This is a genomic window from Duganella sp. BJB476 (assembly GCF_003416895.1).
GTDB lineage: Bacteria > Pseudomonadota > Gammaproteobacteria > Burkholderiales > Burkholderiaceae_D > Rugamonas.
In genome coordinates this window covers 1,600,703-1,626,529 of the sequence record NZ_QVIO01000001.1, presented here as the reverse complement: position 1 = coordinate 1,626,529, position 25,827 = coordinate 1,600,703, and the positions used below count along the sequence as shown (strand labels likewise).

Annotated in this window: 20 protein-coding genes; 14 read left to right on the top strand and 6 right to left on the bottom strand. The window is 64.9% G+C overall.

All coding sequences use genetic code 11. The features are described from left to right. Window positions 1-50 precede the first annotated feature (50 nt). The 4 genes from D0T21_RS07150 to D0T21_RS07135 form a co-directional block, all read right to left on the bottom strand. Complete coding sequence (locus tag D0T21_RS07150; RefSeq protein WP_229211370.1) at window positions 51-779, bottom strand: PEPxxWA-CTERM sorting domain-containing protein; 729 nt, start codon at window positions 777-779, stop codon at window positions 51-53. 215 nt (window positions 780-994) lie between these two features. Then, window positions 995-2,056: an acyltransferase family protein gene (locus D0T21_RS07145; RefSeq protein WP_116993881.1), complete on the bottom strand. Its 1,062-nt coding sequence runs from the start codon at window positions 2,054-2,056 to the stop codon at window positions 995-997. Window positions 2,057-2,067: 11 nt separating this feature from the next. Beyond that, entirely contained in the window at window positions 2,068-3,216 is a 1,149-nt protein-coding gene (locus tag D0T21_RS07140; RefSeq protein ID WP_116993882.1) for a DUF5009 domain-containing protein, read from the bottom strand. Continuing rightward, on the bottom strand, window positions 3,203-5,944 hold the full coding sequence (locus tag D0T21_RS07135) for a TonB-dependent receptor (RefSeq protein ID WP_116993883.1): 2,742 nt from the start codon (window positions 5,942-5,944) through the stop codon (window positions 3,203-3,205). Before D0T21_RS07135 ends, D0T21_RS07140 begins: the two co-directional genes overlap by 14 nt. Window positions 5,945-6,103: 159 nt before the next feature. On the opposite strand from D0T21_RS07135, the gene D0T21_RS07130 reads away from it, so the two are divergent. From D0T21_RS07130 to D0T21_RS07105, 6 genes are all read left to right on the top strand, one after another. Beyond that, window positions 6,104-6,760 carry a response regulator transcription factor gene (locus D0T21_RS07130; RefSeq protein ID WP_116993884.1) on the top strand — a complete coding sequence of 219 codons (657 nt, stop codon included), beginning with the start codon at window positions 6,104-6,106 and terminating at the stop codon, window positions 6,758-6,760. Beyond that, entirely contained in the window at window positions 6,757-8,133 is a 1,377-nt protein-coding gene (locus D0T21_RS07125; RefSeq protein ID WP_116993885.1) for an ATP-binding protein, read from the top strand. Before D0T21_RS07130 ends, D0T21_RS07125 begins: the two co-directional genes overlap by 4 nt. A gap of 61 nt (window positions 8,134-8,194) precedes the next feature. Continuing rightward, on the top strand, window positions 8,195-9,589 hold the full coding sequence (locus D0T21_RS07120; RefSeq protein ID WP_116993886.1) for a DUF2799 domain-containing protein: 1,395 nt from the start codon (window positions 8,195-8,197) through the stop codon (window positions 9,587-9,589). A gap of 95 nt (window positions 9,590-9,684) precedes the next feature. Beyond that, window positions 9,685-11,547, top strand: a complete 1,863-nt coding sequence (locus D0T21_RS07115) for a serine hydrolase (RefSeq protein WP_199538633.1) — start codon at window positions 9,685-9,687, stop codon at window positions 11,545-11,547. Window positions 11,548-11,654: 107 nt separating this feature from the next. Then, window positions 11,655-12,209: a sigma-70 family RNA polymerase sigma factor gene (locus D0T21_RS07110; RefSeq protein WP_116993888.1), complete on the top strand. Its 555-nt coding sequence runs from the start codon at window positions 11,655-11,657 to the stop codon at window positions 12,207-12,209. Next, a complete protein-coding gene (locus D0T21_RS07105; RefSeq protein WP_116993889.1) occupies window positions 12,206-12,979 on the top strand; it encodes a hypothetical protein in 774 nt (257 codons plus the stop codon). Before D0T21_RS07110 ends, D0T21_RS07105 begins: the two co-directional genes overlap by 4 nt. Here D0T21_RS07105 and D0T21_RS07100 read toward each other — a convergent pair. After that, window positions 12,972-15,887: a VIT domain-containing protein gene (locus D0T21_RS07100; RefSeq protein ID WP_116993890.1), complete on the bottom strand. Its 2,916-nt coding sequence runs from the start codon at window positions 15,885-15,887 to the stop codon at window positions 12,972-12,974. The two genes, D0T21_RS07105 and D0T21_RS07100, sit on opposite strands and share 8 nt — an antisense overlap. A 106-nt stretch (window positions 15,888-15,993) precedes the next feature. Here D0T21_RS07100 and D0T21_RS07095 point away from each other — a divergent pair, with 106 nt between their 5' ends. From D0T21_RS07095 to D0T21_RS07080, 4 genes are read left to right on the top strand one after another with little or no spacing between them, the layout of a single operon-like run. Continuing rightward, window positions 15,994-16,974 carry a phosphate acetyltransferase gene (locus D0T21_RS07095; protein WP_301546331.1) on the top strand — a complete coding sequence of 327 codons (981 nt, stop codon included), beginning with the start codon at window positions 15,994-15,996 and terminating at the stop codon, window positions 16,972-16,974. A gap of 4 nt (window positions 16,975-16,978) precedes the next feature. Further along, entirely contained in the window at window positions 16,979-18,172 is a 1,194-nt protein-coding gene (locus tag D0T21_RS07090; RefSeq protein WP_116993892.1) for an acetate/propionate family kinase, read from the top strand. Further along, the gene (fabI, locus tag D0T21_RS07085; RefSeq protein ID WP_116993893.1) at window positions 18,169-18,945 is read left to right on the top strand and encodes an enoyl-ACP reductase FabI; all 777 of its coding nucleotides are present in this window, start codon (window positions 18,169-18,171) and stop codon (window positions 18,943-18,945) included. Before D0T21_RS07090 ends, fabI begins: the two co-directional genes overlap by 4 nt. Before the next feature lie 8 nt (window positions 18,946-18,953). After that, window positions 18,954-19,427 carry a GNAT family N-acetyltransferase gene (locus tag D0T21_RS07080; protein ID WP_116993894.1) on the top strand — a complete coding sequence of 158 codons (474 nt, stop codon included), beginning with the start codon at window positions 18,954-18,956 and terminating at the stop codon, window positions 19,425-19,427. Here D0T21_RS07080 and D0T21_RS07075 read toward each other — a convergent pair. Beyond that, window positions 19,401-21,596: a patatin-like phospholipase family protein gene (locus tag D0T21_RS07075; RefSeq protein WP_116993895.1), complete on the bottom strand. Its 2,196-nt coding sequence runs from the start codon at window positions 21,594-21,596 to the stop codon at window positions 19,401-19,403. The two genes, D0T21_RS07080 and D0T21_RS07075, sit on opposite strands and share 27 nt — an antisense overlap. Before the next feature lie 161 nt (window positions 21,597-21,757). Here D0T21_RS07075 and D0T21_RS07070 point away from each other — a divergent pair, with 161 nt between their 5' ends. The 4 genes from D0T21_RS07070 (at window position 21,758) to D0T21_RS07055 (ending at window position 25,816) form a co-directional block, all read left to right on the top strand. Then, window positions 21,758-22,594 carry an endonuclease/exonuclease/phosphatase family protein gene (locus D0T21_RS07070; protein WP_116993896.1) on the top strand — a complete coding sequence of 279 codons (837 nt, stop codon included), beginning with the start codon at window positions 21,758-21,760 and terminating at the stop codon, window positions 22,592-22,594. 83 nt (window positions 22,595-22,677) lie between these two features. Then, on the top strand, window positions 22,678-23,016 hold the full coding sequence (locus D0T21_RS07065) for a hypothetical protein (RefSeq protein ID WP_116993897.1): 339 nt from the start codon (window positions 22,678-22,680) through the stop codon (window positions 23,014-23,016). 53 nt (window positions 23,017-23,069) lie between these two features. Next, window positions 23,070-24,428, top strand: coding sequence for a TolC family protein (locus D0T21_RS07060; protein ID WP_116994312.1), 1,359 nt, complete (start codon window positions 23,070-23,072; stop codon window positions 24,426-24,428). Continuing rightward, window positions 24,425-25,816 carry a multicopper oxidase family protein gene (locus D0T21_RS07055; RefSeq protein WP_116993899.1) on the top strand — a complete coding sequence of 464 codons (1,392 nt, stop codon included), beginning with the start codon at window positions 24,425-24,427 and terminating at the stop codon, window positions 25,814-25,816. The genes D0T21_RS07060 and D0T21_RS07055 overlap by 4 nt, the downstream gene beginning before the upstream one ends. Window positions 25,817-25,827 lie beyond the last annotated feature (11 nt).

The window sequence follows — 25,827 nt, the reverse complement described above, 5'->3', positions numbered from 1 at the left end:
ACGACAATGCCGGACGCGAACGTCCGGCATTGATTCAAACAGGCGGCGAGTTAGGCAGCCTTGGCTTTGCGGCGACGCGCGGCGTAGCCGACCAGGCCCAGACCCAGGCCCAGCATGCCCCAGGTTTGCGGCTCAGGCACGGCCGAGGTCATCGACACGCCATCCAGCAGCGAGAACGGCGGCACGCCGGTAGGCGTACCCACGGCCAGGAAGCTCAGCACTTCGCTGGCGCTGGTGGCGGTAAAGGTGAACGTTTCTTTCTGCCAGCCGGTGAAGCCGTGGTTGGCGTTGTTTTTCACTTCGGTCGACAGGGTCTGGCCGCCCAGGGACACTTTCCACTGTTCGGTGGTGGCGCCGTTAAAGTTGAGTTGTTGAGCGCCAGCCCAGTAGAAACTCAGATTGTATTGCTGACCAGCGACCAGGCCGTGGACGGTCTGGCTCAGCGGGGCGATTTCAAACGCGCCATCGGCGGCGACAAAGTTGCCGCCGACAGGGCTGGCGCCCAGGCCGTTGGCGGAGCCATTGCCGGCGCCCCACAGTTGCAGGTTGCCATAGCTGCCGTTGACGCCGCCGTGGTCCACGTTGGTACCGTTGAACAGGAAGTTGTAGCCGTTGCTGCTCCAGCCCTGAACCTGATGGCCGTTGTAGCCGATTTGGCCGTAGTCACCGACTTCGAAACCACCGTTGACGATCAGTTCACCAGGGACGGCGGCGTTTGCCACGCCTGCGCACAGGGCGGCAGCGGCGGACAGGGCCATCATTATCGATTTAATACGCATGTAAAAACTCCAGGAAACGCAATTCAGGCGGGCTTCCGGCCGCCGGCGGTGTTGAAGGTTGATTGATTTCAGTCAATTAACTTGCTCTAAATGCATTATGGATGAACAATGTTTAAATTGGAATATTTTTAATTTGTAAAGTAAGTTGAGCACAGTGCAATAGCTGTGTTAGCAATGGAAGCGCTACCGCAACTTGCGAAAAAAAAGCCAGTGCCTCAGATCGTGACGCGCCAGCCGCGTCTTTCGGCGCCCGCCATAGCCAGCCAGAACAGCGCCGTGAACGTGGCGGCGAACGCCAGCGAGGTCGTCCACGGCCCAAACAGAGGGCCCAGCGGGCCGCTGAAAACGTGCGCATAAAGCGGCCCCATCAGGCCGCTGCCTTCAATCACGCAAGTGGCGATCCAGGAACCGGCGTAGGCGGCGATCGCGTTGACGCCCATGGCCCGGCCCAGCGGCGGCCAGCCGCGCACGTCGATCAGCTGGTGGGCCAGCGCGACGGCCAGCATGCCGAAGCCGCCGGTCCACAGCACGAAGGACGAGGTCCACAGCTGCTTGTTGAACGGCAGCGACAGCGACCACAGGCCGCCCAGCAGCATCGCTGCGGCGCCGGCCAGGGCCAGCGTGCGGGTCTGGCCGCGCCGCAACCAGTCGCCAGCGCGCAGGCCGAGGATGACGGTGGCCAGCGACGGCAAGGTGCCCAGGATGCCCTCGGGATCGTGGCCGATGCCGGTGGCGGCGTCGTACTGGTAGGCCAGGTGGCCCAGTAGCGCGCTGTCGATGCGGTCGGACAGGTTCAGGCCCGGCTCCAGCGAGCCGCCCGCCATCAGCAGCGCCCAGTAGCCGAGCAGGATGGCCGCGAAAGCTGTCCATTGGGCACGGGCGTTGCGCAGGTAGATGGCCATCAGCCCCGCCGCCGCGAAACAGATGCCGGTCCTTTGCAGCACGCCGAACAGGCGGAAGCCGCGCCCGTTCAAGAGCAGCATCGCCACCACGTGCAGCGCTATCCCCAACAGCACGATGCGCGCGGCGCGCCACAGCACCGAGCGCGCCAGCGGCGCTTTGTCCGCGCCCGCGTCCAGGCGGGGGCTGAGCGCCAGGTTGATAGAGACACCCACGATCAGCATGAAGATGGGGAAGATGAAGTCCGGCGGCGTGCAGCCGTGCCATTCGGCGTGTTCCAGCCAGGGGTAGACGTGCGACCAGTCGCCGGCGTCGTTCACCAGCAGCATGGCGGCCACCGTCAGGCCGCGCACCGCGTCGATAGAATTGATACGCATAGTTTTAAAGTTTAGAGCTGCAATTTGATATGCATGCGGTTGAGGCCAGCCGCCAGCGCCATGACGATGGCGGCGTAGGCGAGGGCCCAAAGGAGTCCCGGCATGCCGGAGCCCAGCACGTCCGGCAACGCCAGGTGCAGGACCTGCATCAGCGCGTAGACGATGTAGGGAATGAGGTAGACCAGCAGCGGATTGGCCGCCGCCGGCCGGACCAGCGCTGTCCAGCCACTCAGCCGCTTCAGGTCGACCAGCCAGTGGAGCGCCGCGAACAGCAGCACGCAGATGGCGGAGCTGTACAGCGCCCAACTTGGCGTGGCATAGATCTTCGAGATCCCGAAGTACTGCCGCAGCACGCAGGCCAGCACGGCCAGCGTCAGCGCCAGCAGCAACGCGTCGCGGAATGGCTTGCCGCGTTCCTGGCCGAAGAAGATCATGGACGTCAGCAAGCCGCACAGCGCGATCGACGTGTGGACCGCATTCTCGGCCAGCGCGCCTGCCGCCGTATGGGCCGCGCAGTACAGGCCTGTGCAAGCCAGCAGCAATGCGCCGAGCGGCAGCAAGCGGGCCCGCGTCAGCGCCCATGCCACGGTACTGGACAGGTAGGCCCAGCCTATCAAGCCCAGTATCCCCCACCACTGCGGCGTCAGGCGCAAGCTGCCATCCGGACCGCCTCGGAATATCAGCGCCAAGACCAGCAAACCTGCGACGCCGGCCGCACGCAAGGCCATGGCGAGCGCCTTGTTCTGAAAACGATAGACCGCCCACACCAGGATCGCGCAGCCGTAGAACAGCAGCGACCACTGATGGATGGACATGCCCATCGCCGCCTCGTTGTAGCCGTCCTCCGCGTTGACCATGAATACGCCCAGCACCAGCAGCCCGGCGGCGCGCGCCAGCACATGCCGCCAGCGCTGCACCGCCGTGTCACCAGCCGCCTGCCGCTGCGCCATGGCGAAGGGTATTGACATGCCGACGATGAACAGGAAAGCCGGGAACACCACGTCCGGGAAGGTCATGGCGTCGGCATCCGCCGAGGCATGCTCCATCCAGGCCGGCATGCCGCGCATGCCGGCCAATGTGTTCACGAAGATCATGACCAGGATGGTGATGCCGCGGAAGGCGTCGATCGCCAGTATCCGCGCGGGTTTAGAGTTTGCCACGCAGACCCAGGTAGTATTGGCGGCCGTTCGAATACGAGGCGATAGGCTGGTCCTTGTTCTCGCCGTAGTAGCGCAGTACGGCGTTGTTGAGGTTCAGCGCATCGAAGGTGATCGACAGGTTCTCGCTGATCTTGTAGTTGATCGACGCCGCCAGGTTGCCGGTGCCCGCCATCACCTGCGGGAAGCTGTTGTACAAGCCGCCGGAGAAGCTGGAACGATAGGTATAGGCCAGGCGGGCGCTCAGCTTGTCGTCTTCGTAGTAGGTCTCCGCATTGTAGGTGTTTTTGGAATTGCCGACCACCGGCTTGCCATCGGCCGCGCTGCCGTCGGTGTAGGTGTAGTTGGCCAGCACGCCGACGCCGCCGAACAGGTGCTGCTGGTAGGCCAGCTCCACGCCCTTGTTCTTGGCGCTGATATTGGTCGGCGACGAGATCGCGTAGCTATCGAAGCGCTTGAACGAGTTGTTGAAGTAGGTGAGGTTGGCCGTGCCGTAGGTGACGTAGGACGACATGTCCATGTAGAACACGCCGGCCGACAGCAGCGCTTTCGGCGCGAAGTACCATTCCAGCGCGACGTCGTAGTTGGTCGAGCGTACCGGCTTGAGGTTCGGGTTGCCGCTGCTGCCGGTCAGGTTGGTGTCGTTCAGCGTGACCGCGCCGACCATGGCGCTGAAGTCGGGGCGCGCCATGGTCTTGGCGACGGCGGCGCGCGCCACCAGGTTGGGCGACAGGTCGAACTTGAAGTTCGCGCTAGGCAGCACGTCGTTGTAGCCGACCTGGTTCAGCGTCGGCGTGTAGACGCCGTTCACGTTGTCCTGGCCGATCGGATGGTCGCCGCCGGGGATGTTGGTGATCGTGGCCTGGTTGGTGTGCACATAGCGCACGCCCACGTTGCCACGCCAGCCGTCGCCGGCCAGGTTGACCATGCCGTAGATGGCGCTGGATTTCTCCTTGACGTCCATTTCGCCGGCCCAGTTCTCGGTGGTCGGGCCGCCCGCCAGGTCGTACTTGGCGGCCCAGGCGGCGATGTCGCCGGGGTTGATCTGCCATACGTTGCGCAGGAAGTCGGCGCTGTTGGTGATGCCGTTGCCGAAGTTGGACGGGTAGGTGGCGCCGTTCCACGCCGGCAGCGGCGCCGAGGTGGTGCCGTCGCAGGCCTTGCAGCTGCGGTTCTCCGGCTGGCTGACGCTGCGATGGTGTTCGGCGAAACGCACGCCGAACTTGGCCGATTCCATGACGCCGCTATCGAGCCGCAATTCGCCGTCGGCCTGCGCGTATTTTTCGCTGTCCTTGGTGATGACGTGCGAACCCCAGGCCGAAGCGGTGACGTAGTTGGTGAACTTGGACGTGTCCGCGCCGGGGAAGGACATGGTGGCTGGCGACATGCCGTTCAGCGTGTAGCTGGAACCGGCGCCGGTCAGGCCGGCCTCGTAGCCGATATCGGCCGGCGTCTTGCCGGAGCCGCGCGTGTAGCCCACGCTGCCGCTGACGCGCAGGTCCTGATTGACCTTGTAGCTGCCGTCCAGGTCTATGTAGGCCGACGAGGACGACGAGCCGGGACGGTAGATCTGGTCGCCGAAGGCCGAGTACAGCGAGGAGTTGTAGGTCTGGGTAGCGCTGACTGCCGGGAACTGCGAGGCCGGTATCGTGGCCGCTACCAGCGTGCCGCTCTTGATGGTGTAGGCCGAAGGGATCACGCCGACCGAGGCGCCGGTGTCCGGATTGGTGGCGTTGATGTTGGCGGCGATGTTGTTGTAGAAGCTGCGGTTGTAGTTGGCCGCATCCAGCTGCGAGCTGAAGCCGTTGATGTCGAAGCTCAGGTCCTTGCTAGGCTTGAATTGCAGGTCGAAGGCGCCGCCGGTGCGTTTGCGGGTTTGCTCGAACAGCGAGGCGCTGATGCCGGCCGGCGCCAGGATGCCCGCCAGTTCCGGGTGCGCCTTGGCGGCGTTGCTGTCGGCGGCGATGGGGGTGTAGCCGTAGAACTCCTGGCCGTCGCGGCGTTCGTGGCGCTTTTCCGAGAATAGCTGCACCAGCACGCCGAAGGTCTTGGCGTCGTTCTTCCAGCCGATCAGCGCACTCAGTTGTGGATCGGTCTTGCTTGGCAGGTCGGCGTAGATGGCTTGCGCCGAGGCTTCCAGCGTCAGCTGCTTCTTGAAGTCGAGCGGCTTGCGGGTCTCGATGTTGACCGAGCCGGCCACGCCGCCTTCGACCATGTCGGCCTGCTGGCTTTTCTGCACCGTGACGGCGCCGACGATTTCCGACGGCAGCAGCGCGTAGCTGACGCTGCGCCCGACGGCGCCGGCCTGGTCCAGCACGAACCAGTCGCCGGTGCCGATCGCATGGCCGTTGACCTGCGTCTGCGTCAGGCTGGAGCTGGTGCCGCGGATGCTGACGCGGTCATTCTCGGCGAAGCCGCCTTCACCGCCGGCGGAGGACGAGATGTTCACGCCCGGTACGCGCTGGATGGCGTCGGCCACGTTCTTGTCCGGCATTTTGCCGATGTCCTCGGCCGATACCACTTCGGACAGCGTGTCGCTATTGCGCTTGCGTGCCAGGGCCTGTTGCAGGGAAGCGCGGATGCCGGTGACCACCACCTGTTCGAGCGGCTGGGCGTTGTCGCCGGCCGCCTGTTGCGCCATGGCCGGCGCGGCCGCTGCGCATGCCAGCATCAATCCCACGGCCGAAGCGATAGGCGTGAGCGTCGTTTTGATCCCTGCGTTGCTGTCCATCTGGTCTCCCTCGTTTTAAGTGTGGGCAGATTGTCCCTAGTCTTCCTTAACGCTATCCAAAAGGAACCTTAAGGTTTTCCTAACGTTGTGGCGCGCAGGCGATTGACAGTCCGGCAAGAAGATGCGTAGATACGGGCTTCACGAATAAGGTGGCGACATATGAAGATTTGCCTGGTCGAGGACGACCTGGAATTGGGCAAGGCCTTGCAAGCGGCCTTGCAGGATGCGGGACAGGAAGTGATCTGGGTGCGCCGCGCCAGCGACGCGCGTCATTGGGTGGAAAACGAACCGTTCGACGCCGTGCTGCTGGACCTCGGCCTGCCCGATGGGAACGGCATCGACGTGCTGCGCGAACTGCGGGCGGGCGGCCACACGCTGCCCATCCTGGTCATCACCGCGCGCGACAGCCTGGAGGACCGCTTGAACGGCCTCGATCGCGGCGCCGACGATTACCTGGTCAAGCCATTCGTCGTCACGGAGCTGTTGGCGCGGCTGCGCGCGGTGATGCGGCGCGCCACCGGCTGGAGCGAATCCGGTGAACCGGTGTGGAAGGTCAAGGACCTGGTGCTGGACGATAAACGCATGCTGCTGACCCGCGCCGGCGCCAACGTGGTGCTGTCGAAAACCGAATTCGCCTTGCTGCACGCGCTGATGCGCTACCCGGACCGCGTGCTGACCCGGCGCGAGCTGGAATCGCGCGCGCTGCCGCACAGCGAAGGCGCGGCGCTGGACGTGCACATGTCGCACCTGCGGCAGAAAATTGGCGAGGGCTATATCCGCACCGTGCGCGGCGTCGGCTACGTGGTCGACAAATGACGATGCACAATCGCTCGCTGTTCAAGCGCCTGCTGTTCGGCTTCATCTCGGTGATGATGCTGATCTGGCTGGCGAATCTGGCGCTGGACGTCTACGAAACCCGCACCAGCAAGCGGCGCGACATGCAGCGCGAACTGCGCGCCAGCGCCTTGCGCATCATCGTGCTGATGCAAACCGTCGGCGAGCGGCCGCCGGAGCAGGTCCGGCCGCTGGTGCGCAAGATGGAGCAGCTGCATTACGCGCTCTACACGGAGCTGGGCTGGTACATCCCGGCGCTGCAAACGCAGGTATGGCGGCACGGGCAGCTGGTCTACGCGTCGCCCGATGCGGGTCTGCCACCCACCGACGCAGCCGCCGGCCCGCATGCGCAGCCGCTCAAGGACGGCTGGGTGGTGTCGGTTGAAGACGATCCCGCCACCGGCGTCACCGTGCGCATGGCGACGGAGGTGATCGGCGAGTGGATGCTGCAGGTGTCGAGCATCGGCTACTATTTTGCGCCGCTGCTGTTCAGCGTACCGTTCCTGCTGCTGCCGGCGTGGTTCATCATCCGCGTCGGGCTGCGGCCGTTGAAGTCCATCGTCGGCGAGATCGAGGAGCGCTCGGCCACCGACTTGTCGCCGCTGGCGCCGTCGCCCTACCTGGAGCTGTCGCCGCTGGTCGGATCGGTCAATCGCCTGATGGAGCGGCTGACCGAGAGGCTGGAGCGCGAGCAGGAATTCCTGGTCGACGCGGCGCACGAGCTCAAGACGCCGCTGTCCATCATCCAGATCAACGCCGATACGCTGACCACCACACGCACGGCGCAGCGGGTGGAAGAGGCGGGGCAGGGCCTGCGCACCGGCGTGCAGCGCGCCACGCACACGGTGCACCAGCTGCTGGCATTGGCCCGCTCCGGCGGTGACCGCGATCATGCCAGCCTGATGCCGCGCGACCTGGTCGAACTGGTGGCGGACCGGCTGGCGCTGGCCGGGCAGATCGCCGCCACGCGCCATGTCGAAATCGAATTGCAGGCGCCGGAACGCTGCATGCTGGCCATGCACCTGGAAAGCATGGCGTCGCTGATCGATAACCTGGTCAGCAACGCGGTCAAGTATTCGCCGGAAGGCGGCCGCGTGACGGTGGCCGTCGCCCAGGCGGATGAACATATCGTGCTCTCGGTCGCCGACCAGGGGCCGGGCATTGCGCCGGAGATGCAGCGCAAGGTGTTCGAGCGCTTCTTCCGCTTGCCTGACCAGGACCAGCCGGGCAGCGGACTTGGCCTGGCCATCGCCGAACGGGCAGCGGCACGCAACCAGGGACGCATCCAGCTGGCGAATCGCGATGACGGGCCGGGATTGCAAGTGGTCGTGAGCTTTGCCGACGTAAGGGAGTGACGTATATTTTCTTTGTTATTTATGCCATATAATCGGGCCGCTGAAACTCTCATAAGCCGCCATGAACTATCTGACCCGTTTTCGACCACTGATCCTCGCCTTGCCGCTGCTGCTGGCCGGCTGCCAATCCACCATGCAGCGCATCGCCGATTGCAAGGTCGGCGACTGGACCGCCATCGGGCATAAGGACGGCGTGCAGGGCGAGCCGTCCGACTACGCCGAGCGCAAGGACTTCTGCGACGATCACTCCGACGACAAGAAACCCGCAGCCATCGGCGCCGAGGCGCAATACATCGCCGGCTGGGCGCAGGGTAACTGGGACCTGTGGTCACAGCTGGGCCAACAGGATGGCGGCAAGGGACTCCAGCCGCAGTATGACGCGCACGCCGCCAGCGACGACGTCCGCAAGCACAAGACGCCATTGAACCGTCCCGCCTACGATGCCGGTTGGGCGATCGGCAATTCCGAATATTGGAAAGGGCTGGGCAAGCGCTCGGGCACCGACGGCCAGCCGCTGTCGGCCCAGAAGGATGCCGCACGCGCCAGGGCCGCCGGCATGCAACTGCGCTTCGACGAAGCCGCATATACCGACGGCTGGCAGATCGGCAACCGCACCTTCTGGCAGGACGCCGGCTACACTGATGCGCGCAACGGCACGCCGGACAGCGCCTTCCGTGACCGTGCATCCAACGCCCGTAGCGCCGGCGTGCAGGTGCAGGAGGAAGCCTATCGCGCGGCGTGGAACGGCGAGATCGTCAACTACTGGCGCAATCTCGGCACACAGGATGCCGTCAGCGGCAAGGACTTCGCCATGCGCAGCAAGGAGGCGCGCGCCAAGGGCCTGAAGATTTTCGAATCCGAATATCGCCAGGCCTGGGAAGCGCGCCTGACCGACTATTGGCGCCAGACCGGAGCCGATGACGGCTACGGCAAGCCCTTCATGCTGGACGATCGCATCGCCAACGCGGGCCGCAACGGGGTGTTCGTGATCGCCGCGACACGCGACCTGTACACGGCCGCTTGGGATGAGCAGAACGCCAGATACTGCATGCCGGAGAATGCCTTCGAGCGAGGCCGCACCAACAGCGGCATGGCGGTCGAGGTCTGCCGCGGTGAATTGCGCAACCAGTTAAAGCATGCCTATGTCAGCGGGCAGGATTATGAAGTGGCAGCGGCCAAATATCGCCAGGCGGTCGACGACGCCAACGAGATATCGGGGCGCCTGAACGATGCCCGCCATCGGCTGGACCGGCTGCAACGCGAGATCCGCTCCAATCTGGAAGCCAAGGACCGCGTGGTCAACGACGACACCAGGAGGCAGGACGCCCGCCGCGAGCAGGAACGCCGCGATCTGATCGACTATATCCGGCAACTGGAGCGTCAGCTGGACGACGCCCGCCGCTGGGTGGAACGTCACGAACAGCAAATGCAACGCCTGCGCCGCGAGATCTACTAACCCTTAAAAATTGACTTGCATTTCAACCAAGATGCTCTATGATTGCATTACTGTGTTACTTCACTAGTACACTAAACGCACTCAAAGGAGCACCGATGCCGTCATTAAAACCCTTCCGTTTGCTCGGCGCGCTGTTGTTGGTGATGACCAGCGGTACGGCGGCGATTGCCGCTGAGCCCGCGCCGTCCACATTGGCAGAGCTGGACCAGCGCCTGGAAAAGATGTTCGTACAGCGAGGCATTCCAGGCGCCGCGCTGGCGCTGGTGGAAGACGGCAAGATTGTCCTTCTCAAGGGGTATGGCGTAGCGGACAAGGCCAGCGGTGAACGCGTCACGCCGGATACGATTTTTCGCGCAGCCTCGATCTCCAAGAGCTTCACCAGCATCGGCATCATGCAGCTGGTCGACAGTGGCAAATTGAAGCTGGACGCCCGACTGGCCGACCTCGCGCCCGAAATCCGCTTCAACAATCCATGGGAACAAAGCGACCCCGTGCGCCTCGTTCACCTGCTCGAACATACGACGGGCTGGCCTGACATCAGTACCCGTGTCGAGCTGCAGAACGGTCCCGACTGGTCGGTGCGGCGTGGCGTCGAGTTCGCCAGCCCGGAGTACGTCAGCCGTTGGCGGCCGGGTCAGTTTGCCGTCTATGCGAACGCCGGCCCGGCCGTGGCGGGTTATGTGCTGGAAAAAGTGGCAGGGCAGGATTTCGCGGCCTTCGAGCGCGACCATGTGCTGCGGCCGATGGGCATGGCCAGCGCCGATTTCACGCTGACGCCTGAACTGGCCGCCAAGCTGGCCAAGAGCTACGCGCCCGATGGCGCACCGACGCCGTACCAGCACATCATCATGCCGCCGTCCGGATCGCTGGCCACCAGCGTGCGGGAATTATCGCGCCTGGTGTTGTTCTTTGTCGGCAAGGGCACCGTCGATGGGCATCGGATCCTGTCGCCGCAGGCAGTCGAGCGCATCGAGCACGGCGAATCCTCGCTGGCCGCGCGGGCAGGGTTGGACGCAGGCTACGGCCTGGGCAACTTCCCGCTGAGTGAGACCGGGGCGAGCTTTCGCGGCCACAACGGTGAAATCGATTCCTTTACCTCGGTCTACGGCTATTCCACCGCGCAAGGCAGTGGCTACGTGGTGTTGGCAAATGGCGGTGAGGGCGTCGACTTCCGGACGCCGGTTACCGGCCTGATCCAGGCTTACCTGAGCCGCAAGCACGCGTTTGCGCCAGCGCCTTTGTTCCCAGTCGATCAGACGGAACTCGCAGCGCTGACCGGTTTCTACCGCAATGTGACGCCGGCCAAGGACTTGATGCGGCCTTATGCGGAAGTGTTGGGCATGTCGCGGGTCACCCTGGTCGATGGCGGCCTGCGGGTTAGCGGCAAGCCTTACCTGCCGACCGGCAAGCACACCTTCCGCCGCGCCGATCGGGAAGCGGCAAGCCTGGCCTTTGCGGTGCAAGATGGAGAAACCTACGTCCTGTCCGGCGGCTTGGGCGACCGCAAGCGCGAAGCTACCTGGCGCATCGCCGGCTACGCAATTGTCGCTGCGCTGACCTTGCTTGGCGGCGTATTCGGTGTTTTGGCTTTGCCGGTCTGGGGCGTGGCCGCCTATCGGAAGACGCTGCAAGCCAAGGGCGGCTGGAAGGTGCGGATCGTGCCGCTGCTGGCCTTCGGCTGCCTGTGCGCCACGTTCATATTGCCCCTGTTCGGCATCAGCGGAGGCATAGCGACCATGGCGATGCTGGCCGCGCCGAGCATGCTTTCGGTGCCGATTCTGCTGTGCAGCGTGGCGTTCCCGCTGCTGGCGGTAGCCGGACTTTGGCTGGCGTTGACCAACCAGCGCGCCGGCCGGCCGGCGCGCTGGCATGCCGGACTGACATCCGCCGGGATCCTCGCCATCGCCGCTTACGCGTGCTCGATCGGTTGGATCGGACTGCGCACCTGGACGATGTGACGGGATCTTCTGGACCGGCAATATTTGGTAACAATACACGGGCTTCGGTCGGCGGATCCCTGCGTTATCATGACGTCATGTCCGCGCCACGATCCGATGAAGTCCTCATGCTCAGCTATCGCGATGGCGATCTGGCGGCGTTCGCGGAACTGTATCGGCGCCACAGCCAGGGCTTGTACCTGTTCCTGGCATGGCGTTCGCCGCGCCGGGAGTGGGTCAACGACATCATGCAGGACAGCTGGGCCAATCTGCACCAGGCCCGCGCGCGCTACGAACCTGGCGCCAGCTTCCGCACCTATCTTTTCCAGATCGCCCGCAATCGCCTGATCGACCTGATACGCATGAACGAACGCGTGCTGCTGGCCAGCGACGGCGGCGACGACGACTGGTTCGATCACGTGGCAGATGCCGCACAGGACAGCCCCGCGCCCGACGGCCAACTGGAGCGCAAGCAGCAGACCAGCCGTTTGCATGCGATGATACGGCTGCTGCCGGTCGACCAGCGCGAGGCGCTGGTGCTACAGCAGTTCAACAGCATGAGCCTGGAAGAAATCGCGGAGTTGGTGGCGGCGCCGGTGGAGACGGTGAAGAGCCGCCTGCGTTACGCGATGCGCAAATTGCGGCAGGAACTGGCGCCGGCGGCCGTAGAGGCGAGAGCATGAATCCACACGATCACACTGAAGACGCGGAGTTCGACGACTTCCTCAAAGGCGAGGGGGATTTGGCGCGTCAGCTGCGGGACTTGCCACAGCCGCAGCCGCCGAAGGCCTTGTCCGCCGCCATCCTTGCGCGCGCGGCGTCCGATCTCGGCGCCGCCGCCGTGCCGGGTGCATCGGCCAACGATGCGGTGCTCGATGGCGTACCTGCGGCACCGCCGGCGCGCCACTATCTGCGGCGGGCGCGGGTTCCCCTCGGTCTTGCCGCCAGCGTGGTGCTGGCGTTGTTTATGGTGCGCGGATTGATGCCGCAAGCGTTCGCGCCGGTGGCTGAACGGGAGGTCGTCTCGCGGGAAGCCGCAGCGCCGGATGCACGAGTCGCCGCCGCCAGCCCGGCGGCGGAGGCGCCATCCGCTACCGTACCGGCGCCACCGCCGCCGCCCGCGCCGAAGTTGGCGCAGGTGAAGCGCTCAGTGGCTCGGCCGACGGCAAAGCCGGCGCCGGTCGCCGACATCGTCATTGCAGGTAGCGCCATCGATGCGACGCCAGCATCCGAACAGAAGGTGCTGGGCTATTCCGCCGCGCCGTCGGTGATGATGCGCAGCGCGCCGGCAGTTGAAGTGTTGTCCGCGCCGGCCTGGCTGGCGCGCATGAGCGACATGCTAAAGGCTGGCCGAACGAAAGAAGCGCAGGCGGAATGGCTGAAGTTCCGCATGCGCTATCCTGATGCCGAGGTGCCGCTGGAACTACGGCTGCAACTCGACGCGATCAATTAACGTCAAACTCTCCCACCAGTACCGTGCTGCCGGTGTCGCGCAGGCGCAGCGTCACCATTTGGTCGCGCTGTTTCGGCGTGCCGAAGCCGGTGCTAAGGCGCAGTTGCACGGTGGTGGCGCCGGCGACGATCTGCTGGCGATGTCCGAACGAGTTGACCTCCACCCGGTACTTGCCCGGCTTGGCCACCCGCAGTGAAAATTCCTCCGGCCCGTAGCCGCCGGTGAAGTCGCGCGACATGCGGCCGCCCTGGTAGGTGTAGCGGTTGGCGTAGTAGCATTTCTCCCCGTTCGGATCGGTAACCCACAAGTCGATGTCGGTGTTGTCGGCGTCCCAGGTCAGCACTGCCCGCAAGGCCAGCGGCAGGTTGCGCAGCAGGCGACGGTCGATGCGGCTGGTATCAGGCTTGACGGTGGCTTTGGCGATAATGGCGTTGAGCTCCGCCAGCGTCACCAGTTCGATCTCGGCGAAGCGACCGTCCCACGGGCGGCTCAACACCTCCGCAAGCTGGTCGATCGCGGGCTGCACCTGGCCTGCTGCGGCGTAGGCGAGGCCGAGGTCGCGATACGATTGCGGCTCTTCCTCGGCCAGCCTCAGTACCTGCTGGAAGACCGGGATCGCCAGCGCCGACTCACCGGCTTGCAGCAGGCGGTAGCCGAGGATACGCAAGACCTGGCGATTTTCCAGGTCCATCTCCGCCAGGTTTGACAGTACCCGCAGCGCCAGGTCACGCTGGCCTTGTTCGAGCAGCATGTCGGCGCTGTCCAGGAAGAAGGCGCTGCTGTTGGTGTAGTTCGGCTTTTCGTCCAGGTAGATCGCATACAGGTCGGCCGCCTTGGCCGCCTTCATGCGAGCGCGATACGGCTCGTTGGGTGACCATTTCTTGAGCTGGATGCCGGCGTTCATTGTGTCGCCGACTGGCGCCGCCATTGGCTTGGCGGCGACTTCCATGCGGCGCGCATCGGCACGGCCATAGGACAGCGTGGGCGATGCCAGAGCTGTCGGCGGTGGCGGCGCCATTTGCACGGCCGCTGCCGCTGATGGCGCGTACGCCGAGCGTGCCGCCCTGATCGGCTCCGGCGCAGCGTCGGCTGCCTCTTCTTCCGTGGCCTTGAAGTCGACCAGCTTTGGCAAGCCCGATTTCGGATAGCTCTTTTCCCACCACGCGACCTTTTGTTCAAACTCGCGCACAATCTGATCGGTGTGCTGTACGGTGATGCGGCGTTGCGATACCAGGCGATTTTGTTTGAGCTGAGCGTAGGCCTCCTTGTAGGCTGGCGGTGGCTCGATCTCATAGCGCACGTAGTCCTCCAGCCGGTCCAGCACCAGCAGCGAAGTCTCGCGCGTGGGCATGCCGAAGCGTTGGCCGAGGCGGCGGATTTCGCCGCGCTTCAGGTCGTAGTCCGCCTCCAGCGCGTGCAGGCGGTAGCTGGCCCACATGCCGGCGGCCAGCGGATGGTATGGCGCGTTGGCATTCACCGGCACGGTCACGATGCGGCTCTTGCCTTGCTGCGTCAAGGTCAGTGTCAGTTCGGCCGAGGGCTGCGTCAGGCGTCCGGCGATGCGCAGGATGCCGTCCTGCGGCTCATGCGATTCGACCGAAATATCCTTGGCGCCGCTGGCGCTGATATCGCTCAATCGCAGCGTATCCGCCAGCAGCGCCTGCGCGGCTTGCGCCGGGTGGTTCGCTTGCAGCTGCACCAGGCGGCCGCCGTTGCGCTCCGCCAGCGCGGCCAGGCGTGCGCTGTCCGACACCAGCGCCGAATTCAATGCATACAAACGCTGGGTCTTGGCCAGTGTGGGGAAGGGCGCATCGCCATAATTGGACAGCCCGTCGCTGACCAGCAGGTATTCGTTGATGTCCGCTTCCGGCTTCCAGGCGCCGAGCGCACTGGCGCCATCGTAGGCGGTGCTTGCCAGCGCCGCGCGCAAGGCGCTCCAATTGCCGTTGACGACGCGGAAGCGCTGGCTGGCCTCGGCGCGGTCGCGCAGGCGGATCAGGCGTACTTCCACATTGGGTACGGCCTTGAAGTAGTGATCCAGCACAGCCAGTTCGGCTTCGGTCTGGCGCTGAGCGCCTGATCCGGAGCTGTCCCATAACAGTCCCAGTACGGCCGGCGGCATGCGCACCTGAGGCGGGCTGTCCCCGCCGACGGCGATCTCGCTGAGGAAGAAGGTCTCGCCGTCGAATTCCTGCACAAATGTCTGCGGCTGCGTGGAGGCGGCCAGCGCCAGTTCCAGCGTGCCGTCGGCGCGGTAGGCGCTTCTGGTCACGCGGGCGCGATAGCCGTCCTGCTGCCGCTCGAACTGCATGCCGCCCAGCGCACCGCGCGGCTGCGGCGGCGTGCTAGCGCCAAGCACGTTCAGTTCCAGATCAAATTCGGGGATGGCGTCGCCGTAGGCCAGCGGCAGGCGATACAGGCGCTGGGCTTCATTGCGCGCCAGCGGCTCGGCGTATTTCAGCTGCACGGTGCGCGTTCCGCGCGGCGGTATCGGATAGACGCGCAGCTTGAAGTTGTTCCCCTGCGTGACCTCCAGCAGCGCCGGATCGATGCGGCGGCGCTCCACCTCTTCGAAGATCATGCGGCCCTTGGCCTTCTCGACCGGCACGGCCGGCCGCAGCGCGCCGTCGATATCCAGCGCGAAGGCCGTCACGCGCTGACCTGGCAGCAGCGGGAATTGCAGTTCGCCTTCCAGTTGAACCGCATTGGGATTGTAAAACACCATCTCCACAGTGGTCTGCGCCAGGCCGCCGCTGATCTCCGCGTTGATGCGCAGGCTTTGCAGGCGCACTGGCGTTTGCGCGCGCGGCACGATCAGGCGGGGCGGCATGATGGGCGGCAGCGGCGCAATGGCCTGGGCCAGCGTCGACACCATCAATAAAAACACGACTAGTAGTGGGCGTAACATGACGTCTCCTTCACCGGAAAAGCCCGGCGTCCTGCATGTAACGGAGCAGCGGAGCAAACGGGGTTAAACCATCCGAAATATTGCTTTATTTGCAGTTGTTGCTATCATTCCCCAGGCTTACTGCCGAGGAGAGTCAATGAATGCCCCGAACACGCCACACCCGAATTACGAAATGCTGATCGCCGCGGCGCGCAAAGTTGGCCCCGTGACGGTGGCCGTGGCGCACCCGTGCGACCGCCACGCGCTGGAAGCAGCGCTGGATGCCGCCCGCATGGGGTTGATCAACCCGATCCTGGTCGGCCCGCAAGCGCGCATCCGCAAGGCCGCCGAGGAAGCGGGACTGGATATCTCCGCGTTGCCTTTGATCGACACCGAACATAGCCACGCGTCGGCGTTCCGCGCGGTGGAGCTGGTCCGCCAAGGCAAGGCCTCGGTACTGATGAAGGGCAGCCTGCATACCGATGAATTGATGGGCGCCGTGGTCGCCGGCGACACCGGCCTGCGCACCGGCCGCCGTCTCAGCCACTGCTTCGTGATGGACGTGCCGGGCCGCAGCGAGCCGTTGATCATCACCGACGCCGCCGTCAACATCAACCCCACGCTGGACGACAAGGTCGACATCATCCAGAACGCCATCGACCTGGCGCACGTGTTGAAGTTCGATCCCGTCAAGGTGGCGATCCTGGCGGCCGTCGAGACGGTCAGCGCCAAGATGCCGTCGACGATCGACGCGGCCGCGCTGTGCAAAATGGCGGACCGCGGCCAGATCACCGGCGGCATCCTCGACGGTCCGCTGGCGATGGACAACGCCATCGATCCCGAGGCCGCGGCCATCAAGCATCTGGTATCGCCGGTCGCCGGCAAGGCGAACATCCTGGTGGCGCCCGATCTGGAGGCCGGCAATATGCTGGCCAAGAGCCTGACCTTCATGGCCGGCGCAGCGGCGGCCGGCATTGTGCTCGGCGCCCGCGTGCCCGTCATCCTGACCAGCCGCGCCGATTCGGTGACCGCGCGCCTCGCTTCCTGTGCGGTGGCGGTGCTGGTGGCGCACAGCAAGCTGGCTGGCGCCCGCGTTCTCGGAGAATAAGCCGATGGCTCCAAACGATAGCATCGTCGTCATCAACGCCGGCTCGTCGAGCATCAAGTTCTCGCTGTTCAGCGGCGCCGCGCTGGCGTTGACCTTCAAGGGCAAGATCGAGAACCTGTACAGCGGCGTCACGCGCTTCAGCGCCCAGGACGCGCAGGGCCGGTCCATCGGAGAGCGCAGCTGGCCGGACGCGCCGCTGAACCACGAAGCCGGCATGCGCTTCCTGATCGATTTCTCGCAAACCCATCTCGAAGGCCGCCGCGTGGTGGCGGTCGGCCATCGCATCGTCCATGGCGGCGTGGCCTACAGCGGGCCGCAGCGCCTCGATCCTGAAGTGCTGGCCGCGCTGGAGAAGCTGATACCGCTGGCGCCACTGCATCTGCCGCACAACCTGGCGCCGGTGCGCGCCGTGATGGCGATGGCGCCGGACGTGCCGCAGATCGGCTGCTTCGACACCGCCTTCCACGTCGGCCAGCCGGCGGAGGCGCAGGCCTTCGCGCTGCCGGCGCGGATCACGGAGCAGGGCGTGCGGCGCTACGGCTTCCACGGACTTTCCTACGAATATATCGCTAGCCGCCTGCCGGAAGCCGATCCATCGCTGGCCAGCGCCAAGGTGGTGGCGGCGCATCTGGGCAACGGCGCCAGCATGTGCGCGATGGCGGCTGGGCGCAACGTCGCCAGCACGATGGGCTTCACCGCCGTCGACGGCCTGCCGATGGGCACCCGCTGCGGAGCGCTCGACCCCGGCGTGGTGCTGTACCTGATCGATGAACTGGGCATGGACGTGGGCGCGGTGCAGAAGCTGCTGTACCAGGAATCGGGCCTGCTTGGCGTCTCCGGCATTTCGTCGGACATGCGCACGCTGGAGCAGAGCGACGATCCGCGCGCCAAGGCTGCCATCGCGCTGATGGTGTACCGCATCGGCCGCGAACTCGGCTCGCTGGCGGCTGCTTTGGGCGGCCTCGATGCGCTGGTCTTCTCCGGCGGCATAGGCGAGAACAGCATCGCCCTGCGCGCCGCCGTATGCCGCGACGCCGCCTGGCTGGGCGTGCAGCTGGACGCCGCCGCCAATTCGGCCAATCCGCGCGGCGTGGCGCGCATCAGCGCCGCCGACAGCAAGGTGGCGGTGTGGGTGGTGCCCGCCAATGAAGAATTGATGATAGCCCGTCACACGCTGACGCTACTGGAGCCGACATGAACACCGAAACGATTTATCCAATTTTGGCCGGAAAGCGCGCGCTGGTGGTTGGCGTCGCCAATGAACATTCGATCGCCTGGGGCTGCGCGCTGGCCTTTCGCAAACTGGGCGCGGAAGTCGTGCTCACTTATCTGAACGAGAAGGCGTTGCCGCATGTGGCGCCGCTGGCCGAGGAAATCGGCGCCCAACTGCTGCCGCTCGATGTGACGAAGGCCGGTGAAATGGAGGCGTTGTTCGCCACGCTGGCGGAGCAAGGCAAGCTCGATATCCTGGTGCATTCGATCGCCTTCGCGCCGAAGGCCGATCTGCAAGGCGGCTTGCTGGACTGTTCGCTGGAGGGTTTTTTGCAGGCGATGGATGTGTCCTGCCATTCGTTCGTGCGCATGGCCAAACTGGCGGTGCCGCTGATGACGGATGGCGGCAGCATGTTCGCCATGAGCTACCACGGCGCCGAGAAGGTCGTCCCCAATTACAACGTCATGGGCCCGGTGAAGGCTGCGCTCGAATCGTGCTGCCGCTATCTGGCCTATGAGCTGGGTCCCAAAGGCATCCGCGTTCACGCCATCTCGCCTGGGCCGCTGCAAACACGGGCGGCGTCTGGCCTGAAGGACTTCGAACTGCTGCTGCGCGACGCCGTGGCCCGCGCACCTTTGGGCGAATTGGTGGACATCCTCGATGTCGGCAACACCTGCGCCTACCTGGCCTCGCAATATGCACATCGCCTGACCGGCAGCACCGTGTATGTCGACGGCGGCCTGAATATCATTGCTTAAGGGTTTTAATGACAACGTACGTCACACTGCAAGACATCAACGAGGACAATTTCGAGAGCTTCATGGACATGGAACTGCCGGAGCACCAGCGCGATTTCTTGGACAGCAACGCCTATTCGATCGCGCAGTCCAAGTTCTATCCCGATTTTTTCACGCGAGGGATCTACTGCGACGGCGAACTGGCCGGCTTCCTGCTATACGACTGCCAAGCGGACGATGTCCCCGGCTTGTACGGCATCTACCGCTTCATGGTCGACTATCCGCAGCAAGGCAAGGGCATAGGCCGCAAGGCGATGGCGCTGTTGCTGGAAGAGTTGCGCGCAAAACCCGATGTCCATCGCATCATCATCTACTACAAGCCGGGCAACACGGTGGCGCGCGAGTTCTATCGCAGCTTCGGTTTCAGCGAATGTGGCATCGACGAGCAAGGCGAGATGATCGCCGAGATCATCCCGTCAAGGCTTCCCGATCAGCAGATATAAGGCCGTCTGGTTGCCCGATGCGCGGCCGGCGCCGAAATACAGCGGTCCCAAAGGCGTGTCGATGGCGATGTACAGCGCGTTGCTGCGCACCGTCTGCTCGCCGTTCTGCGAGTCGATGGTGTTGCCGACGCGGCCAAGTTCCGCCGACGCGCCGATGTAGGCGCCGTCCAGCAAACCCGGTGCCGAAATGCGGTAGTTGTAGACCAGGCGGCCGAAGTGCAGGCTATTGCCCAGCAATTCGCCGGTGCGCATGCCGGACAGGCGCAGGAAGCCGCCGAACGAGACGATCTCGTGATCCGGCAGCTCGTTCGCTCCCAGCTTGTGCTGCACTTCCAGCGCGCCTTGTAGGGAGTGCGGACCGGTGGCCGCCGCCGTCAGCGCGGAGAAGGAGAGCTTGTTGTAGTTGGTGTCCGCGCCCAGCGCCGTGCGGGACGAATAGACTTGCAAGTCGGCCTTGGCGCCGGAGCGCGGGAAGGCGCTGTTGTCCAGCGTATCCGCCCGCAGGCGCATCTGCACGCCGCCGGTGCGCGCGCGGGGGAACAGCTCGGACGGCGGCACAAAGCTGGTGTCGGCCAGCAGGTTGACGTGGCCGCGCGAAACCCCGATGCGCGCCTCGCCCCATTCCGCGATCGGCACGCCGAGATCGACGCCGGTGGTGATCGATTCGTTGCGGTAGCGCGCCAGCCGCTCGCCCTTGGAGTAGATGTCCAGCGGTGTGCGTTCGCCGGACAGGTAGGCGCTGGCGAACAGGCGCTGCGCCGGCGTCAGGGGTTGCAGCCATTCGGTGCTGAGACGGTCCGTGTGGCCGATCTCGAGATCGTTGCGCCACTCCGCGCCCAGCGCGTTGAGCCAGGTCCAGCGATGCATGGCGCGCAACGTGAAGAAGGAATCGCCCTCGAAGTCGGTCGAAACGCCCAGGCCCAGACGCAGGTACTGCGGGCCCCAGGATTTTTCATTGACGGTAGTGGTCATTTCATGGCGGCCGTCCTGCTGCGGCGTGAGCGTATAGCTGACATGTTCGAAGTCGCCGCGTCCGTACAAGCGGCGCATGTCGCGTTCCGCCCTGCGGGCGTCGAACAGATCGCCGGCCTTGGTGTCCATGGTGCCGCGCAGGGATTCCTCCGGCACCCGCTGCGTGCCGTCGATGTGCACCGCCGACAGCAGCACGCCCTGCGGCGCCTGCGCGCCATGGCGGCGCGCGCTCAGCACCGCGTAATCCTCCGGCGACACGGCATAGCGCTGCAGCCTGGTGGCGGCATCACGGCCCGCCTGTTCGCCGTAGCCCTCGGCCTCCTTCAGCAGATCGAAGCTGCCGGCATCGACGCTGGCCAGGTTGGGGGTGATCAGCACATCGACCTGTGGATCTAGCTGGGTCAGCGAGGCGCGCAGGTTGCTGGCGCTGAGCATGCGCATCATCTGCTCGGACATCGACAGCACCGACTTGATTTGCTCGCGCTTGAGCAGCGGCGTGCCGATATTGATGGCGATGATGACCTCCGCCCCCATTTGCCGCGCCACGTCAACCGGCAGGTTGCGCGCCACGCCGCCATCGACCAGCAGCCGGCCGTCGATCTCCACCGGAGTGATGACGGCGGGGATGGCCATGCTGGCCCGTATCGCCTGCGCCAGGTTGCCGTGATCCAGCACCACCATCTCGCCGTCGCTGACGTCCGTGGCGATGGCGCGGAAGGGGATCGGCAGGCGGTTGAAATCGGGATCGCCCTGGCGCACGGTCAGGCGCCGCAGCAGCGCCTCCAGCGCCACGCCGGACACCGCGCCCTTGGGCAGCGCCAGGCCGCCCGGCCCGATGCCGATCTCCGGTCCGATATAGCTGCCGGCGTCGTCGCTCTTGCGGGCGATCGACAGGTCGCCTCGGGCGACGTCGTGGAAAAGGTTGGCGGTGCTGAGCGTCTGCATCTCGCGCTCAATGTCGGCCAGCGGCATGCCGCTGGCATAGGCCGCGCCGACGATGGCTCCGGCGCTGGTGCCGACGATCATATCGATCGGCACATGCAGCTCTTCCAGCACCTTCAGCACGCCGATGTGGGCGCCGCCGCGCGCGCCGCCGCCGGACAGCACCACCGCCACCTTGGGGCGCGAGACGCCGACCGCCGCTACGGGATCGGCATAAAGCAGGCAACAGAGCAGCAGCGCAGGGAGTATTCGCATGCCTGACTTTAGCACAGCGGTATTTTTCAAACAACGTTCCTGTCCGCCCGTGGGCAGCCGTTTAGTAAAGGCCGTTAAACTGGGGAGCCGTTCGGCCGCTGTCGCGCCATGGACCGCAGGTCGTGGTTAAATTAACCGTCATATTGCTGGAGCCGATCGTTATGAGAATACTGTTTTCGCTGTTTGCCGTGCTGCTCGCCATGGCCTGCGCGCCAGTTGTGGCGGCGCCGATCAACGTCGCCACCTACAACCTGCGCTACAACCATGCCGAAGACGGCGCCAACGCCTGGCCGGCCCGCAGGGAAATGGTCAAGGCGCTGATCCGCTACCACGAGTTCGATATCTTCGGCACCCAGGAAGGATTGGCCGATCAAATCGCCGACCTGGCCCAGATGGCGGAATTCGATCATGTCGGTGTCGGCCGCGACGACGGCAAGAGCGCCGGCGAGCATTCAGCGATCTATTTTCGCAAGAGCCGTTTCGCCTTGCTGGGCAAGGGCGACTTCTGGCTGAGCGAAACGCCGGACCGCCCCTCGTTCGGCTGGGACGCCACCTGTTGCCACCGGCTAGCGTCGTGGGCGCGCTTGCGTGACCGTACCAGCGGCCGGTCGTTCTTCGTTTTTTCGGTCCATTTCGACCATCAGGGAGAACAGGCCCGCCGTGCATCGGCCGATCTGGTGCTGCGCAAAATCGCCGAGATCGCCCACGGCGAGCCGGCCATTTGCGTCGGCGATTTCAACTCGACGCCGGAAACGGTGCAGATGCAGACCATGGCCAAGGCGATGCGCGACGCTTTCCAGGTGAGCGCGGCGCCGCCATATGGCCCGGTTGGCACCTTCAACGACTTCCACCTGGACGCGGCAATGACGGAACGGATCGACTATATCTTCGTCGACCGGCATTTCGACGTGCAAAAATATGCAGTGCTGAGCGACTCGCTGGACCGGCGCTATCCATCCGACCATCATCCGGTCGTTGCCCGCGTCAACCTCAAATAGGGCTTGACCTTACCGCAGTGGGAAGGTGTAAGGTACGCACAGTTGCCTCTCCTGGAGAGACTGCGGTACCATTCAGCCCACTTATGCGCCCATTTATCCGTTTCCTGCTCTGGATTTTGATAGCAGCCCTGCCACTGCAAGGGACGGCTGTCGTCCTGATTCCGTGCGCGACGCTGACGCTGCCAGTGCAGTCGGTAAGTCAGCCGACGGAGCATTGCGCACCCGCGAAATCGGATCAGCAGACCTCCGGCGCGCATGGCAAGTGCAGCCACTGCGCCAGTTGCGTGGGCGCTTCGGCGCCGCCCGCCGTGCCTTCCCTGGTGCTGCCCGCGTCGTTTTCCGGCGCCGGCTTTATTGCGGCCGAGCCGTCGATGACCGCCTATATTCCCGCAACGCTGGAACGTCCGCCGCGCCTGTCCTGAACTTGCCGACGCTGCGGGCTTGCCCCGCGTATCCGTAATTTTCCAGGAATCCTATGAAACACTACCCTATACTGCTGCCCGCAGGACTTTCGTTCGTTCTGCTGACGGGGTGCGCCAGCCTGTCCAGCGACGGCGGGCTGAATGACGTCTCCCGGCTGACGCAGGAGCGCATCGGCCAGCCGGCCGGCTTCTCCCGCGGCGCCAACAATGACCAGCAAGTGAGCGCGCTGCTGGCGCAAACGCTGACCCCGGAAACCGCCGTGCAAATCGCACTGCTCAACAGCCCAGCGCTCAAATTCACGTTCGCGGAGCTGGGCGTATCCGAGTCCGAGTTCGTCCAGGCGGGCCGCATGCGCAATCCCAGCCTGGGTTTCGGCCGCATACGCGGTGGCAGCGAGACTGAGATCGATCGCAGCGTGATGTTCGACATCGCCGGCCTGCTGACGCTGCCGGCGCGCTCGCGCATCGAACAGCGCCGCTTCGAGCAGGCCAAGCTGCGGGCCGCCGCGCAAGCCGTCCAACTGGCGGCCGACACCCGGCGCGCCTACTTCATGGCCGTGGCGGCGGCGCAATCGGCCTCGTTTGCGGAACAGGTACGTGGCGCCACTGAAGCGTCGTCCGAGTTGGCGGAAAAAATGTCCAAGGCCGGCAACTGGAGCAAGCTGGATCAGGCGCGCGAGCGTGCCTTCTACCAGGACGCCTTGACGCAGCTGGCCCGTAGCCGCCACGAAGCGGTGGCCACGCGCGAACAATTGATCCGGCTTCTGGGCTTGTCGGGCGAGCAGCAGGGCTTCGTGCTGCCGGACCGTTTACCCGACCTGCCGCCGCAGCCGCAGGAGATGAACAACGCGGAAGCCCAGGCGCTGTCGCAGCGGCTGGACATGCTGGCCGCACGCCGCGACACCGAAGCCACGGCCGACGCCCTCGGCCTGACCAGGTCCACGGGCTTCATCAACGTGTTCGACGCCGGCTACGCCAACAAGAGCAGCACCGGCCTGCCGCGCGAGAACGGCTATCAGGTCACGTTTGAACTGCCGATCTTCGACTGGGGCAGCGCCAAGGTGGCGCGTGCGCAGGCGCAGTACATGCAGTCCGTGCATCGGGCAGCCGATACTGCGGTGCGCGCCCGCTCCGAAGTGCGCGAGGCGTACTCGTCCTACCGCACCACCTACGAGATCGCCCGCAACTACCGCGACGAGGTGGTCCCGCTGCGTAAAAAGATCTCCGACGAGGTGCTGCTGCGCTACAACGGCATGCTGGCCAGCGTGTTCGAACTGCTGGCCGACTCGCGAGAGCAGCTCAACAGCGTCAACACCGCCATCGAAACACAGCGCGACTTCTGGATCGCCGATACCCGCCTGCAAGCAGCCGTCAACGGCGGCAGCGCCAACGAAACAAGGATGACCCCATGACCTCACGTAGAGACTTCTTCAAAGGCGCTGGCGCCATCGCGGTCAGCGCGGCCGCCATCAGCAAGGCCGGCGCGGCCACGCTGCCGGAAGCGATGACGATGGATAACGCAAACACCCACGTGCCGCCGCTGCCATCGAACGGCCGCCCATTCAACCCAGTGGTGACGCTGAACGGCTGGTCGCTGCCGTGGCGGATGAATAACGGCGTCAAGGAATTCCACCTGATCGCCGAGCCGGTGGTGCGCGAAATGGCGCCCGGCATGAAGGCGCACCTGTGGGGCTACAACGGCCAGTCGCCCGGCCCGACCATCGAAGTGGTGGAGGGCGACCGCGTGCGCGTCTTCGTCACCAACAAGCTGCCGGAGCACACCAGCGTGCACTGGCACGGCCAGCGCCTGCCGAACGGCATGGATGGCGTGACGGGGCTGACGCAGCCGGGCATCGAGCCTGGCAAGACCTTCGTCTACGAATTTGTCGCCAAGCGTCCCGGCACCTTTATGTACCACCCGCACGCCGACGAGATGACGCAGATGGCGATGGGAATGATGGGCTTCTGGGTCACGCACCCCAAGGACCACACGCAGTATGCGGTGGACCGCGACTTCGTGTTCCTGCTGAACGCCTACGACATCGATCCCGGCAGCTACACGCCCAAGACCAACACCATGCTGGACTTTAACCTGTGGACCTTCAACAGCCGCGTCTTCCCGGGCATCGATGCGATGCCGGTGCGGCAGGGCGACAAGGTGCGCATCCGCGTCGGCAACCTGACGATGACCAATCATCCGATTCATATCCACGGCCATGAGTTCCACGTCACCGGCACCGACGGTGGCTGGACGCCGCCGGCCTCGCGCTGGCCGGAAGTGACGACCGATGTCGCGGTCGGCCAGATGCGGGCGATCGAATTCATCGCCACCGATCCAGGCGACTGGGCCTTCCACTGCCACAAGTCGCACCACACCATGAACGCCATGGGCCACAACGTGCCGACCATGATAGGCGTGGACCATAGCGGCATCGCCGAAAAGATCAACAAGATCGTGCCGGACTATATGACCATGGGCGACAAGGGCGGCGCGATGGGCGGCATGCAGATGCCGCTGCCGGAGAACACGCTGCCGATGATGTCGGGCGAAGGTCCGTTCGGCGGCGTGGACATGGGCGGCATGTTCACCGTGGTCAAAGTGCGCAAGGAACAGAAGCGCGGCGACTACACGGACCCGGGCTGGTACCAGCACCCACCTGGCACGCAGGCCTATGAATGGACCGGCGCCTTGCCGGAACCAGCACGCAAATATACCGCCGGCGGCCAGTCCATGCCGGCCATGAACCAGCCGGACGTGGAACTCACCGTGCGCAAACCCACCGGCCATAGCGGCCATTAAGGAGAACACAT